The organism is Allobosea sp., assembly GCF_017308015.1.
Taxonomy (GTDB): Bacteria; Pseudomonadota; Alphaproteobacteria; order Rhizobiales; family Beijerinckiaceae; genus Allobosea.
The window spans coordinates 41,214-54,453 of record NZ_JAFKFW010000007.1 but is presented as its reverse complement, the minus strand read 5'-3'; the positions used below and the strand labels follow the sequence as shown (position 1 = coordinate 54,453).

The window sequence follows — 13,240 nt, the reverse complement described above, 5'->3', positions numbered from 1 at the left end:
ACCTCTCAGTCGAACAGGCTCGACACGCTGGTCTCGCTCGCCGTGCGCTCGATCGCCTCGCCCATCAGGCCGGCGATCGAGATGACGCGGATATTGCGGGCGACCTTCACGGCCTCGGTCGGCATGATCGAGTCGGTGATGACCAGCTCCTTGAGCTTGGACGAGGCGATGCGCGCGACCGCGCCGCCGGAGAGCACGCCATGGGTGATATAGGCGTAGACCTCCTTGGCGCCCTGCTCGAGCAGGGCATCGGCTGCGTTCACCAGCGTGCCGCCGGAATCGACGATGTCGTCGATCAGGATGCAGGAGCGACCTTCGACCGAGCCGATGATGTTCATGACTTCCGACTCGCCCGGCCTGTCACGGCGCTTGTCGACGATGGCGAGCGGGGCGTCGATGCGCTTGGCGAGCGCTCGCGCCCGGACCACGCCGCCGACATCCGGCGAGACGACCATGGCGTTCTTCCACTCCAGCCGGTCCTTGATGTCGCGCGCCATCAGCGGGGCGCCGAACAGGTTGTCGGTCGGGATGTCGAAGAAGCCCTGGATCTGGCCGGCATGGAGATCGAGCGTCAGCACGCGGTCGACGCCGGCATGGGTGATCAGGTTGGAAACGAGCTTGGCCGAGATCGGCGTACGGCCCGAGGCGCGCCGGTCCTGCCGGGCATAGCCGAAATAGGGGATCACCGCCGTGATGCGGCGCGCCGAGGAGCGGCGCAGCGCGTCGGTGATGATCAGCAGTTCCATCAGGTGGTCGTTGGTCGGAAACGAGGTCGACTGGATGACGAAGACATCCTGGCCGCGCACGTTTTCCTGAATCTCGACGAAGACCTCCATGTCGGCGAAGCGCCGGACGGAAGCCTTGGCGAGCGGAATGCTGAGATGGTTGCAGATCGCCTCGGCCAGCGGACGATTGGAGTTGCCGGCGACGACTTTGAAATGGGAGGCCATGCCGTAGCGCACCGTTGCATTAAGGCTGAGCAGGGAGGGCCGGCGTTGCCGGCTCAATTCGGACGGCTCTTAACAGCGCGGTTGGACGGAGTCGACCGCTGCAGTGCAATATCGACGGTCAAAAAGCGCGGCACGCTGCGTCCGTGACCCGGAAACCACTGCCGCAGCGTCGCCGCGGCCGGGTCAGCTCTTCTTCTTGTCATCCGTGGCGGCGACGCGGGTGCCCGGCCTGACGGATTTTGCGGCCTTTTCCTCGATCGCGAGCGTCCCGACGCCCGGCGCAGTGACGAGGAAGCCCGCGATCGCATCCATCGAGTCGGAGGCGGCCTTGGCAACGATCGTCTGGTCGATGCCGGCCCAGGGATCGGAACCGCCACTGCGCTTGCCGATGCTCTCTCCCTGCACCCGCTGGGCGCGCTGCTTGGTCGAATCGTAGACGTCCCAGACGAAGGCGAGCGCGGTCTGGCCGTCCTCGGTCGGCTGTGCCGTGAGGTAGCCCTTGACGCGGAAGCGCGCCGGCTTGTTGCCGGGGACGATCTCCATCTTGCGCTCTGCTGCGGCCTCGCCGAGCAGCCCGGCGAAGCTGGTGGTGACGTTTTCCGGCGCGCCGGAGATGCTCTGGACCGAGACCGGAACACCCGGCGCATCGACGCGCGGCCGCGCCGCGGTCTGGGTGGTTTCCTGGCAGCCGGCAGCAGCCAGCGCCAGAACCGGCCCCAGAATGAGGCCGCTAAAACGGTTGATCATGACGCCTCCCGCCCTTTGGGCTGTGGACCGCTTCGAGATTCCCTGCGGGCCTTTTCTAGGCTCAACGGATGACGAGGTCCAGATCAGGCAGGTTGAGAGCCTCGGCCCCGCCCTCGCCGACGAGGTAGGTCCTGCCCAGGCACATCGCGGTTTCGCTGGCGGAATCCATCAGGATCATATGGGCGAACATCACCATGCCCGGCACGATCGGCCAGTCATTCGCCTCGTAGAACATCGGCCAATCCATCCAGGACGGCGTGAACTTGGCGCCCAATGAATATCCGCAGGCATTGAGCCGGTGTTGTGCCAGGCCGTGCTCGTCGAAGACGCGGGCATGGGCGGCGAAGACGTCGCCTGCGGTGCGGCCGGGCTTCAGTTCGGCCTCGCAGGCGAGCAGTGCGTCGCGGGCGGCTGCGTGATAGGGGCGATGGAGCGGGCGCGGCTCGCCGACGACGACCGTGCGCATGGCGGCGACGTGATAATGCCGGTCGGTGCCGGCGAATTCGAGCGTGATCTGGTCGTTCGCATCGAGCCTGCGGCGGCCGGATTTGTAGCGGCAGAGCAGGGCGTCGCGGCCGGAGCCGATGATGAACTCGTTGGCGGGATAGTCGCCGCCACCGGCAAAGATCGCATTGTGCTGGGCTGCAAGGATCTCGCCCTCGTCGGCGCCTGCCCGGATCGCGGCGAGCGCGGCGCGGTCGGCGGCGTCCGCGAGCATGGCTGCACGGCGGACATAGGCGATCTCCTCCGCCGATTTCACGGCGCGCAGGCGGGTAACGATCAGCGAGGCGTCGACGAGCTTGACCTGCCCGGCGAAACGGGCTTCGAGCTTGCGGTAGTTCGAAGCGACGAGGCCGTAGGATTCGAATTCCACGCCGATACGCTTGCCGGACAGGCCTAGGTCGCGTGCCAGGGCGAGCAGATCATTGGCCGGGTCGGCGTCGCGGCCGTCCTTCCAGATGCGGATATCGCCGAGATTCGATGTCTGCTGCGCCTGCCGGAGATCGGCGGAGCGCGTCAGCAGGGCCATGGTGCCGTCGGCCCTGACCACAACGCTCTGGAAGAAGCAGAAGCCGAAGGTGTCGTAGCCGGTCAGCCAGAACATCGATTCCTGCTGGAACAGGAAAAGCGCGTCGAGGCGCTCGGCCTGCATTGCGGCCAGCAGGGCGTCGCGGCGACGGGTGAATTCCGCGGGCGTGAAATGCAGGGCCATGGCAGGTTCCTCCGGCTGATCGCGCATGTGAGCGTGCCGGAAGCTTCCGGGCAAGCCGGCTCCTGACGCGATTGCGGCTCCCGCGTGGGCTGCCTATAGGCTGTCCTCAGAGAGTTTCGCGCCCGAAGGAAGAGAGCCATGGTGAACCCCGGCAACCGCATTCTCGACGATATCGCCCGTCTCGCCACCGATGCCGCCGGTGCGGCGCAGGGCGTGCGGCGTGAGGTCGAGACCGTGGTGAAGACGCAGATCGAGCGGCTGCTGCGCGATCTCGACGTCGTCACCCGCGAGGAGTTCGAGGCGGTGCGCGAGATGGCGCTGATCGCCCGCGAGGAAAACGACAAGCTTGCGGCACGGCTGAAGGCGCTGGAGGAGAAGCTCGGCAAGGCCTGAGCGCCTGTCCGGGCATCCGTGTCGATTCGAGCCCTCATCCTGAGGAGCGCTTCGTGAGAAGAGCTCCTCAGGATGAGGGCTCGTTCCGTTTTATGCCTGGCTCTCCAGAATGAGGGCCGGTGTTCCGACAGGCGCTGAAGGCGCGCCCCGGTTGCCCCCAGGTCATGTCCACAGTCATGTGCTGTGGACAGCCCCGTTGAGGGATTGAGCCCGCCGCCCGAATCCGCGGAGCTTGGCGCGGTGTTGGGAGCGTCACAGCGCCTGCGCTATCGTCGGTGGAAAGAATTGATTCGTCTGGCGGATTCGTCCTGCCGTGCCGGATGGGAGCATCTCGTTCGAGAGGCTCCGGAGGTGTGTTGCGTTCCTTCGGCTTTCCAGTCGCCGTGTTCCTCTTCTCGAACGCGCCGGATGCACCAGCATCCGGAAGGTGGACCTTAGGGCATGATTGACCTCGATATGGATGCCGAGCTGGATCGGCCTTCCAACCCGCTCGACCTGTTCGAACGCCTCGCCGCACTCAATGACTGGTCCTTCGATCGCGACAGCGAGGACGAGCTCTCGGTCTCCGTCACCGGCGGCTGGTCGGAATACCATGTCGCGATCACCTGGCTCGCCGAGGTCGAGGCGCTGCATATCGCCTGCGCCTTCGACCTCAAGGTGCCGGAACGGCGGCGCAGCGAGGTGTTGCAACTCGTCAGCCTCGTCAACGAACAGCTCTGGCTCGGCCATTTCGATCTGTGGAGCAGTGAAAGCGTGGTGATGTATCGCCATGCCCTGCTGCTTTCAGGCGGGGCCGAGCCTACCGAGGAGCAGGCGGCGGCACTGGTGAAGGCGGCGGTCGAGGCCTGCGAGCGCTACTATCAGGCTTTCCAGTTCGTCGTCTGGGCCGGCAAGACGGCCAAGGAGGGCATGGAGGGTGCGATCCTGGAGACGGTCGGCGAAGCCTGAGCCGCCGCGCCTCCGTCATGGCCGGGCTTGACCCGGCCAGCCCTTGCAGGCTCTGGTTCCGGGGTGTCCGGGCACCAGCCTGAACGTGATGCCTTGTTCCAAGCGACGAGAACCGCCATGACCGCTTCCCTGCCGCAATCGCTCGTCCTCATCGGCGCCGGCAAGATGGGTGGCGCGATGCTGGAGGGCTGGCTGCGCATCGGCATCGATCCGAAGGGCATCAGCCTGATCGACCCCAAGCCATCGGACGAGATGGTCTCGCTCGCTCGGGAGAAGGGCATGCGGGTCAATCCCTCAGCCAGGGATATCCCCGCCGCCGAAGTGGTCGTGCTCGCGACCAAGCCGCAGATGCTCGATACGGCCGCACCTGCCGTGCAGGCCTTCATCCATCCCCGGACGCTGCTGATCTCGATCCTCGCCGGCAAGACGCTGGGCGATCTCGCGGCGCGCCTGCCGAATGCCGGCGCGATCATCCGCGCCATGCCGAACCTGCCGGCCGCTGTGCAGCGCGGTGCCACCGCGGCGGCTCCCGGCAAGGGTGTGAGCGTGGCGCAGCGTGCCACGGCCGACGCCTTGCTCGGCAGCATCGGCAAGGTCGAATGGCTCGACGACGAGGGGCTGATCGATGCGGTGACGGCGGTGTCGGGCTCGGGCCCTGCCTATGTCTTCCATCTCGTCGAATGCCTGGCGGCTGCCGGCAAGGAAGCCGGCCTGCCCGCCGATGTGGCGGAACGTCTGGCGCGGGCGACGGTGGAAGGGGCGGGCGAGTTGCTGTTCCAGTCGCCGCTGCCGCCCGGCACGCTGCGCCAGAACGTGACCTCGCCCGGCGGGACGACGGCTGCCGCGCTCGGGGTGCTGATGGCCGAGGACGGCATGGAGCCGCTGATGCGCAAGGCGGTGGCTGCTGCGAAACGCCGCGCCGGCGAACTCTCGGGCTGATCGGCCTTTCGCCCGCCACGATGGCGGCCTAACCTTCTCTCGACGCGAAGCGAGAGGAGCTGCCCATGGCCCGCAAACCCGTTTCCACCCCGCCCGAGGCGCCGTCCGCGTCCGTGGCCAAGCCGGTCGATCCGCGCAGGCGGGCCGTCGATTCATTGATGAAGCTCGCGGCCGAGCGGCCCTGGGACCAGATCGAGCTTTCGGACATCGCGACCGAGGCGGGGCTGACGCTCGCGCAATTGCGTGGACTGTTCCCGTCGAAGCTCGCCATGCTGGGCGGTGTGACCCGCATCGTCGACGATGCAGTTCTCGCCGATAGCTCCGACGATCTCGCCAACGAGCCCATCAAGGAGCGACTGTTCGACCTTGTGATGCGCCGTCTCGATGCGATGGCTTCCTACAAGGCGGCCCTGCGCAAGATTGCTCCGGTGATCCGCCGCGATCCGCTGGCGCTGGCGGCGCTGAACCGTGGCGCCGTCAATTCCTGGCGCTACATGCTGGCTTCGGCGGGCATCCCGACCGAGGATGCGCTCGGCCACCTGCGCGTTCAGGGGGCGGTCCTGCTGATGGCGCGGGTTTCCGAGGCCTGGCTCGACGATGACGAAGCCGAGCTGTCGAAGACGATGGCGCGGCTCGACCGCGAATTGAAGACGGCCGGACGGATCATGGCCCGCGTCGAAGATGTCCATCGGCTGACGGCGCCGTTCAGAGGGCTGGCGCGCGCGATCTGCTCGGGACGGCCGCTCAAGGGACGGCGGCGCGAGCGCGCGTCCGAACGTGGCGAGGACAACGAGGACTACGCGCCGGCGATCTGACGCCGGGCAGCGGTCATCGTACCGCCTGCGACGAAATGTGGCGGAACTGGGTCAACGTTAAGCGTGCCTTCAGATAATTGGCGCGAAAGAGGTGCACCCCTCCATCCGCGCAGGACACGCGAATGTCATTCACCAGGAAGCTTGCGACCCTGTCGATCAGTCGTTCCTTCGGCCTGATCGCAGCCTTGGCCGTGCTGATTGCCGTCGGCGCCGTCGGCTATGTGCTGAATGCCGCGCGCAACGAGATGATCACGCTCAAGCGGGCCGAGATGAAGAATGCCGTCGAGGCCGCGGCGATGACGGTGAAGGGCTATCTGGCACGCGCCCAGAGCGGTGAACTCAAGGCGGAAGATGCCAGGAAACAGGCTATCGAGGCCATCGCCAGCGCTCGCTTCGATGACGGCAACTACTATTTCCTGGTCGATTACGACGGCATCAGCGTCCTGCACGCGAACAAGAAGATCCAGTCGACCGACATGCGCCCGCTCAAGGACGCTGACGGCAAGTTCTTCGTTCAGGAGATGATCTCGCTGGTGAAAACGAAGAACCAGGGCTTCGTCGATTACGGCTGGCTCAAGGCTGGCGACAGGGAGCCTTCGCCCAAGATTTCCTATGTCATCGGCATTCCGGAATGGCAGTGGCTGGTCGGTTCCGGCGTGCATGTCCAGGACGTCGATGCGGCGTTCAGGGGCATGGTCGGCGGCGTCGCCAGGGTGTTGGTGCCGCTCGGCCTGGTCATGCTTTGCCTCGTGATCCTGCTCGGCCGCCGCGCTTCCGGCATGCTGCACTCGCTGCGCGGCTCGATGGAAGGACTGGCGGCCGGCCAGCTCGATACGACGATCGCGCATCAGGACCGATCCGACGAGATCGGCGCCATGGCGCGCACGCTCGTCGTCTTCCGCGATGCGGCCCTCGCCAAGGAGGCGATGGAGACCGACAGGCGGCGGATGGAAGAAGAGGCTGCCAGCCAACGCAGTGCCGCCGACGGCGAGCGCCAGCGCAACGAGGTCGATCGCGCCGAGCAGGCCCGCGTGCAGGCCGATGTCGTTCATGCGCTTGGCCGGGGCCTGGAACATCTCTCCGAAGGCGACCTGACTTATCGGATCGAGGAGAGCTTCTCGGCCGAATACATCAAGCTCAAAGACGATTTCAACGGCGCCATTGCCAAGCTCGAGGACGCGATGCGCCAGATCGCGACCAATACCGAGAGCATGAAGGCGGGCTCGACCGAGATCAGCCAGGCGGCTGACGATCTCGCCGGTCGTACCGAGCAGCAGGCCTCTTCCGTCGAGGAAACGGCCACGGCGCTCGACGAATTGACCGCGACCGTCCGCCAGACGGCCGAAAGCGCGCGCCTCGCCAACCAGGCGACGGAGCAGGTCAAGTCCGAGGCCGAGCAGTCGACCAGCATCGTCCGTGATGCGGTGACGGCGATGGGCGGCATCGAGAAATCGGCCAGGGAAATCTCGCAGATCGTCGGTGTGATCGACGAGATCGCCTTCCAGACCAATCTCTTGGCTCTCAACGCAGCGGTCGAGGCGGCGCGGGCCGGCGATGCCGGGAAAGGTTTCGCGGTCGTGGCCTCCGAGGTGCGGGCGCTGGCGCAGCGCTCGGCCTCCGCCGCCAAGGAGATCAAGACCCTGATCGACGCCTCGACCACCGAGGTCGAGAAGGGCGTCACGCTCGTCGGCCAGACCGGTGGCGCGTTGCAGCGCATGGCCTCCGAGATCACGCGCGTCACCACGCTCGTCGCCGAGATCGCCGGCGCCGCGCAGGAACAGGCCTCGGGCCTCCAGGAGGTCAATTCGGCCGTCGGCGAGATGGACCAGGCGACGCAGCAGAACGCCGCTATGGCTGAACAGTCGACCGCTGCCGCACATTCGCTGTCGCAGGAGGCGGACCGGCTTGCCGCGCTGGTCTCGCGCTTCCAGCTCGGGGGCGATGTCGAAAAGCTCAAGGCGATCTCGCAGACGATGCGGGCGGCGGTGGCTTCGGCTCCGCGCCCGGCGGCTCCGCGGGCCAAGGCTCATGCTGCGAATGCGTCCAAGCCGGATGCCGAGATGCGCGATAACGGGTGGGCCGAGTTTTGAGCGACCCCACCACTGCAATTGCCCAGATCGGCTTCGACGATTTCCTGAAGGTCGATATCCGCGCCGGGACCATCGTCGAGGCCGAGCCTTACCCGGAAGCGCGCAAGCCTTCGATCAAGCTGGTGATCGATTTCGGCGGCACGATCGGCCGCAAGAAATCCTCGGCGCAGATCACGAAGCACTATCGGCCGGAAGATCTCCCCGGCCGGCAGGTCCTCGCGGTGGTGAATTTCCCGCCGCGCCAGATCGGCAGGTTCATGTCGGAGGTGCTGACGCTCGGTATTCCCGACGCCGAGGGTGAGGTGGTGCTGATCGGCCCTGGGCAGGCCGTGCCTGACGGCGGCAGGCTGTTCTAGGCCGCAGCCGGCCACAGGCCGGTCTGCAAGGTGGTCGGCGCATATTCCGGCGCCGACCAACGCAGACGGAGCGCCTGAGGCCGGCGCCAGCCTTCCCCGATATGGAAGCGGAGCAGGCGCTCGGCGCCATCGAGCCGTGCCAGCTCGGCCCCCCGCCAGACGGTCTCGGCCACACCCTGCAATTGCAGCAGCGTGCCCGCTGCGAAGTCGACGAAGAGTAGTGCGGCGCGCGGCTGCTGCAGCAGGTTGCCGAATGTATTGAAGTAGTTGTTGCCGGCGAAGTCCGGGATTGTGAGCGTGTCCCCATCGATGCGGACGAAGCCCGGCCGGCCGCCGCGATGCGAGACGTCGACGCCGCCGGCCTCGCTGTCCGGAGCGGCGGTGCTTGCGATGAACAGCGTGTCGGCCTCCGCGATCAATGCCCGTGCTTCCGCATCCAGGCCGGACAAGCCGACCGGTGATGCGGCGGGCACGGCGCCGTCCTGAGCCCGGTTGCGGGCCTGAATGTACTTCGCGCAATTGCCGAAGCTCTGCGTGACCGAAACCGCAAAGCCGCCCGCGACGACGGTCTCGATCCAGCCGTTGGCGCGGTTGCGGCGGCGGGTCTCGAATTCGAGTCCGAGCAGGCCGATGGGGCCGCCCACCCGGAAGGCGTCCAGGGCCGGATCATCGCTCGAAGGCAAAGCTGCGATTGAGAGCGTCTTCTGGGTCGGGCTCGCAACGAAGCCGGGCGCGGCGGCCAGCACCGTGGCCAAGGGCCAACCGTTCCGGTCGAGCACGCCGGCGAAGAGCCAGGGCAACTGGCCGAAGAAGATGCGATGCTGATCCGGCATGAAGTCGCGAATGCCTGCGCCGCGCGAGGCCACACCGGCCAGCGCCTGAGCGGCCAGCTCACCGGCATGGAACGGCCCGTCAGGCCGCATCGTCTTCGAGCTCTGGCGGCAGCGGCGAAGGCGGGATCGGCTTGAAAAACGGCAGGGCCTCAATGCGGGCGATCCAGCGGCGCACGGCGGGATGGGGCTTCAGGGAGATGCCGCCCTCGGGCGCATGCGCCACATAGGAATAGCAGGCGAGATCGGCGATCGTCGGATGGGCCGTGGCGAGATAGTCGCGCGCCGCCAGATGCTCCTCCATGAAAGCGAGGAGCTGGATCGCGATCCGCTGGGCGCGGACCTTGTCGTCCTTCAGGCCGAACTGGGTGATCAGGCGCGCGATCGAGGGGCCGTGCATGACCTCGCCCGCGGCGATCGAGAGCCAGCGCTGGACATGCGCGGCATCCACGGGATCGAGCGGCAGCCACGGACTCTCCGGAGCGTAGCGCCTGACCAGATAGACCATGATCGCGTTGCTGTCGGCGAAGGTGAGGTCGTCGTCCTGCAAAACGGGAATCTGGCCGAGCGGGTTGAGCTTGCGGAAGGCGGCACTCCGCCGGATATCGGCCGGCGCCGGCTCGACGCGATAAGGCAGGCCGAGCGCAAGCAGCAGCAGTTCGACGCGGTGGGCATGACCCGAAAGTGGCGTCCCGTGGAGGACGATCTCTGGCGACGGCATGGCGATGCTCCTGCTCATGGCGAGGATCATGATCGTTTCTCTGAAACTCCGAAATCCGCTATCGATTAAAATCAGAATTTCAATTTACGGAACGATGCGGTGGATCGGATCGAGGAACTGGCGATCTTCGTCGCGATCGTCGATGCCGGCAGCCTCGCGGGTGCAGCGCGACGTCTGCGCAAGTCGCGCCCGGCCGTGACGCGGGCGCTTGCCGGCCTGGAGGAGCGGGTCGGGGCGCAACTGATCGCGCGAACGACGCGGCGCCTGACGCCGAACGATGCCGGCCGCGAGCTTGCCGCGACGGCCCGGCGCCTGCTCGCCGATTACGAGGCGGCGCTGGGCGTCGCGGCGGCCGTGCCGGTCAGCGGCCTGCTGCGTATCACTGCGCCGCTCTCGTTCGGCCGGCGGCATGTCACGCCATTGGTGAGCGAGTTCCTCGATCGCTATCCGCAGGTCCAGGTCGAACTCGTGCTGGCGGACCGCAATCTCGATCTGATCGAGGAAGACCTCCAGCTTGCGATCCGGATCGGACCGCTGCCGAATTCCGGTTTGCTGATGCGTAAGGTCGGGGAGGTCCGGCGCATCCTCGTGGCGGCTCCGTCCTATCTCGCGAGCTGCCCGCCCTTGCGGCGGCCTGCCGACATCGCGGCGCATGAGACGATCGCGAGCGTCGCAGCCAACCAGACGCTCACCTGGCGCTTCGGCGGGCAGCGCTCAGGCAGCGCCGTCGTGCTGACGCCGCGCCTGATCGTCAACGAGATCGAGTCCGTGCTGATCGCGGCGCGGGCGGGGCGGGGGCTGGCGCGAGTGCTGTCCTATCAGGCGGCGGAGGATCTCGCTGCGGGGACGCTGGTGCGCCTGCTCCCGGACTTCGAGCCGCCGCCATTGCCGGTGCAGCTCCTGGTGCCGGGAGGCCGGCAGCCGTCGCCGCGCGTGCGGGCCTTCATCGACCACGCGGTGGCGCGCCTGCCTGAACTCGCACCGATCGCAGTCTAGACCGGCAGCCGTACCGTTGCGCGCAGGCCGCCCAACGGCGAATCGACGAGGATGATGTCGCCGCCGTGGGCGCGGGCGATGTCGCGGGCGATGGCAAGTCCGAGGCCGGTGCCGCCGCCATCGACATTGCGGGCTTCGTCGAGCCGGAAGAAGGGTCGGAAGACATCCTCGCGCTGGTCGGGCGGGATGCCGGGGCCGTCGTCGTCGACCATCACGATCAGGTAGCGTGCGTCATGGGTCGCGCGGATGGCGATGCGGTCACCGTAGCGGGCGGCATTGGAGACCAGGTTGGTCAGCAGGCGCCGGAAGGCGTCCGGGCGGATCACGACGAGCGGATCGCCCTCTACCGTCAGTTCGGTCTGGTGGCCCTGCCGCTCGGCATCGGATTTCAGATCCTCGAGCAGCGAACGGATATCGGTCTCGACGGCGGTTTCGCCGGCGTCGCCGCGGGCGAAGGCGAGATAGTCCTCCAGCATGCGGCTCATCTCGTCGACATCCTTCTCCAGCGCCTCGATCTCGGAGGACCGCTCCAACAGGGCGAGCGAGAGCTTGAAGCGCGTGAGGATGGTGCGCAGATCGTGACTGACGCCGTTCAGCATCGTCGTGCGCTCGCCGATCGAGCGCTCGACGCGCCGCTTCATCTCGATGAAGGCATTGCCGGCGCGGCGGACCTCGCGCGCTCCGCGTGGCCGGAAATCGGCGTCGCGCCCCTTGCCGAAAGCTTCCGCCGCATCGGCGAGCTTCAGGATCGGACGGATCTGGTTGCGCAGGAACAGCACCGCGATGGTCAGCAGGATCAGCGATGTCCCGATCATCCAGAGCAGGAAGATATGGCTGTTCGAGGCATAGGCCGAATTGCGCCGGGTCAGGATGCGCATCACGTCCTTGCCGAGCTTGATCCGGATCTCGATCAGGCTGGAGCGGCCGACCGTGTCGAGCCAGAAGGGACGCGCGACCTGCTGGCTGAGCTCGGTCGAGAGCGCGCTGTCGAGCAATGAGAAGAAGGGGCGCGGCCCGGGGGCGGGCAGGTCGGAATCGGGGATGATGTCGAGGTCCATGCCGAGCCGTTCGGCCGCGATGCGCGACAGCGTCGCGGTGTCGGCATCCTGCGGGTAGCTCTCGTAGACATCGATCAGCATGGCGATGTCGGCGGAGACGGCAGAGGACAGGCGCTGCGTCACCGTCTGCCAGTGCCGCTCCATGAAGACATAGGCGATGACCGATTGCAGCAGAACAACCGGCGCGATGACGATGACGAGCGCGCGCGGGTAGAGGCCCTTCGGCATGTAGCGCGCAATGATCTGCAAAGGCCGGCCGATGCGCTTCACTGTTGGGCGCACGGCCCTGCCGAGGTTTTCCAGCGCCTGCTCCAGCCCGGCGACGGCACGCGTTAGCATGCGCGCGACGGAGCGCAGCGCGGTCGAGCCTTTTCTGCCGGGTTGCAGCGGCGTCACGTCCGGTCCGTCACCAGCCTGTAGCCGACGCCGCGCACGGTCTGGAGATAGAGCGGATCGGCCTGGTCGCGCTCCACCTTCCGGCGGAGACGGTTCATCTGCACATCGACGGTACGGTCATTGGAGGCGGAGCCCTGCGCGGCCAGTTCCTCGCGTGGCACGACCTCGCCCGCCCGTTCCGCCAGGGCGGTCAGAATCTCGCGCTCTCGCTCGGTCAGGCGGATGGTCTCATCGCCCTTGTGCAATTCGCCGCGCGCCAGCCCGTAGACGAACGGACCGAAGCGAACGAAATCCGGCCGCGTGCCGGATTGCGCTGCTTCGACGATCAGCGTGCGCTTCAGGATATTGCCGAGCCGCAGCAGCAGCTCGCGGGGCTCGAACGGCTTCGAGAGATAGTCGTCCACGCCGATCTCGAGCCCGTTGATACGATCCTTGCCGTCGGCGCGGGCGGTCAGCATCAGGATCGGCACGGCGGAGCCGCCGCGGAAGCGGCGGGCGAAGTCGAAGCCGTTCTCGCCCGGCATCATCACGTCGAGCACGATCGCGTCGAAGACGAGATTGCCCAGCCGCGTATCGGCTTCCGCCGCATTGGCCGCCGTCGTTACCCGATAGCCGTTGTCGCCGAGGAAGCGCCCCAGCAATTCGCGCAGGCGCCGGTCGTCGTCGACGACGAGGATATGTGGCGCCTCGTCGGGCAGGGGCTTGCGGGCCGGCTTCGCCAGGGTCTCGGTTGCGATCATCTCGCGCCTTTCTCCTCCGCCGGCCTCGGCCGGCGCGCTCGCAGTGCA

The 13,240-nt window shown here is 67.0% G+C and carries 14 protein-coding genes; 7 read left to right on the top strand and 7 right to left on the bottom strand.

Going from position 1 to position 13,240, the window contains the following annotated elements:
• Nucleotides 1-5: 5 nt before the first annotated feature.
• The 3 genes from J0I42_RS08100 to J0I42_RS08090 all read right to left on the bottom strand — a co-directional run bounded on the left by J0I42_RS08100 (nucleotide 6) and on the right by J0I42_RS08090 (nucleotide 2,910).
• Nucleotides 6-950, bottom strand: coding sequence for a ribose-phosphate pyrophosphokinase (locus J0I42_RS08100; protein WP_291654319.1), 945 nt, complete (start codon nucleotides 948-950; stop codon nucleotides 6-8).
• Between the two features lie 183 nt (nucleotides 951-1,133).
• Complete coding sequence (locus J0I42_RS08095) at nucleotides 1,134-1,697, bottom strand: hypothetical protein (protein ID WP_291654318.1); 564 nt, start codon at nucleotides 1,695-1,697, stop codon at nucleotides 1,134-1,136.
• 61 nt (nucleotides 1,698-1,758) lie between these two features.
• Nucleotides 1,759-2,910 (bottom strand): M24 family metallopeptidase, encoded by a 1,152-nt coding sequence (locus J0I42_RS08090; protein ID WP_291654317.1) that lies wholly within the window; start codon nucleotides 2,908-2,910, stop codon nucleotides 1,759-1,761.
• 138 nt (nucleotides 2,911-3,048) lie between these two features.
• Here J0I42_RS08090 and J0I42_RS08085 point away from each other — a divergent pair, with 138 nt between their 5' ends.
• From J0I42_RS08085 to J0I42_RS08060, 6 genes are all read left to right on the top strand, one after another.
• Nucleotides 3,049-3,303, top strand: coding sequence for an accessory factor UbiK family protein (locus tag J0I42_RS08085; RefSeq protein ID WP_047577935.1), 255 nt, complete (start codon nucleotides 3,049-3,051; stop codon nucleotides 3,301-3,303).
• 441 nt (nucleotides 3,304-3,744) lie between these two features.
• Complete coding sequence (locus J0I42_RS08080; protein WP_291654316.1) at nucleotides 3,745-4,251, top strand: type III secretion system chaperone family protein; 507 nt, start codon at nucleotides 3,745-3,747, stop codon at nucleotides 4,249-4,251.
• Between the two features lie 117 nt (nucleotides 4,252-4,368).
• Nucleotides 4,369-5,190, top strand: a complete 822-nt coding sequence (gene proC, locus J0I42_RS08075; RefSeq protein WP_291654315.1) for a pyrroline-5-carboxylate reductase — start codon at nucleotides 4,369-4,371, stop codon at nucleotides 5,188-5,190.
• 65 nt (nucleotides 5,191-5,255) lie between these two features.
• A complete protein-coding gene (locus tag J0I42_RS08070) occupies nucleotides 5,256-6,005 on the top strand; it encodes a TetR/AcrR family transcriptional regulator (protein WP_291654314.1) in 750 nt (249 codons plus the stop codon).
• Between the two features lie 122 nt (nucleotides 6,006-6,127).
• The gene (locus J0I42_RS08065) at nucleotides 6,128-8,095 is read left to right on the top strand and encodes a methyl-accepting chemotaxis protein (protein WP_291654313.1); all 1,968 of its coding nucleotides are present in this window, start codon (nucleotides 6,128-6,130) and stop codon (nucleotides 8,093-8,095) included.
• The gene (locus J0I42_RS08060; RefSeq protein ID WP_291654312.1) at nucleotides 8,092-8,451 is read left to right on the top strand and encodes a tRNA-binding protein; all 360 of its coding nucleotides are present in this window, start codon (nucleotides 8,092-8,094) and stop codon (nucleotides 8,449-8,451) included. The genes J0I42_RS08065 and J0I42_RS08060 overlap by 4 nt, the downstream gene beginning before the upstream one ends.
• Here the strand turns inward: J0I42_RS08060 and J0I42_RS08055 are convergent.
• Together J0I42_RS08055 and J0I42_RS08050 are read right to left on the bottom strand one after the other, a co-directional pair.
• Nucleotides 8,448-9,374 carry a pyridoxamine 5'-phosphate oxidase family protein gene (locus J0I42_RS08055; protein WP_291654311.1) on the bottom strand — a complete coding sequence of 309 codons (927 nt, stop codon included), beginning with the start codon at nucleotides 9,372-9,374 and terminating at the stop codon, nucleotides 8,448-8,450. The genes J0I42_RS08060 and J0I42_RS08055 overlap by 4 nt on opposite strands.
• A complete protein-coding gene (locus J0I42_RS08050) occupies nucleotides 9,364-10,002 on the bottom strand; it encodes a glutathione S-transferase (RefSeq protein ID WP_291654310.1) in 639 nt (212 codons plus the stop codon). Before J0I42_RS08050 ends, J0I42_RS08055 begins: the two co-directional genes overlap by 11 nt.
• Nucleotides 10,003-10,101: 99 nt before the next feature.
• Between J0I42_RS08050 and J0I42_RS08045 the strand changes: the two genes are divergently transcribed.
• Nucleotides 10,102-10,998, top strand: coding sequence for a LysR family transcriptional regulator (locus J0I42_RS08045; protein ID WP_291654309.1), 897 nt, complete (start codon nucleotides 10,102-10,104; stop codon nucleotides 10,996-10,998).
• Here the strand turns inward: J0I42_RS08045 and J0I42_RS08040 are convergent.
• Together J0I42_RS08040 and J0I42_RS08035 are read right to left on the bottom strand one after the other, a co-directional pair.
• On the bottom strand, nucleotides 10,995-12,395 hold the full coding sequence (locus J0I42_RS08040; protein ID WP_291654308.1) for an ATP-binding protein: 1,401 nt from the start codon (nucleotides 12,393-12,395) through the stop codon (nucleotides 10,995-10,997). The two genes, J0I42_RS08045 and J0I42_RS08040, sit on opposite strands and share 4 nt — an antisense overlap.
• 53 nt (nucleotides 12,396-12,448) lie before the next feature.
• A complete protein-coding gene (locus tag J0I42_RS08035) occupies nucleotides 12,449-13,192 on the bottom strand; it encodes a response regulator (protein WP_291654307.1) in 744 nt (247 codons plus the stop codon).
• Nucleotides 13,193-13,240: the final 48 nt, after the last annotated feature.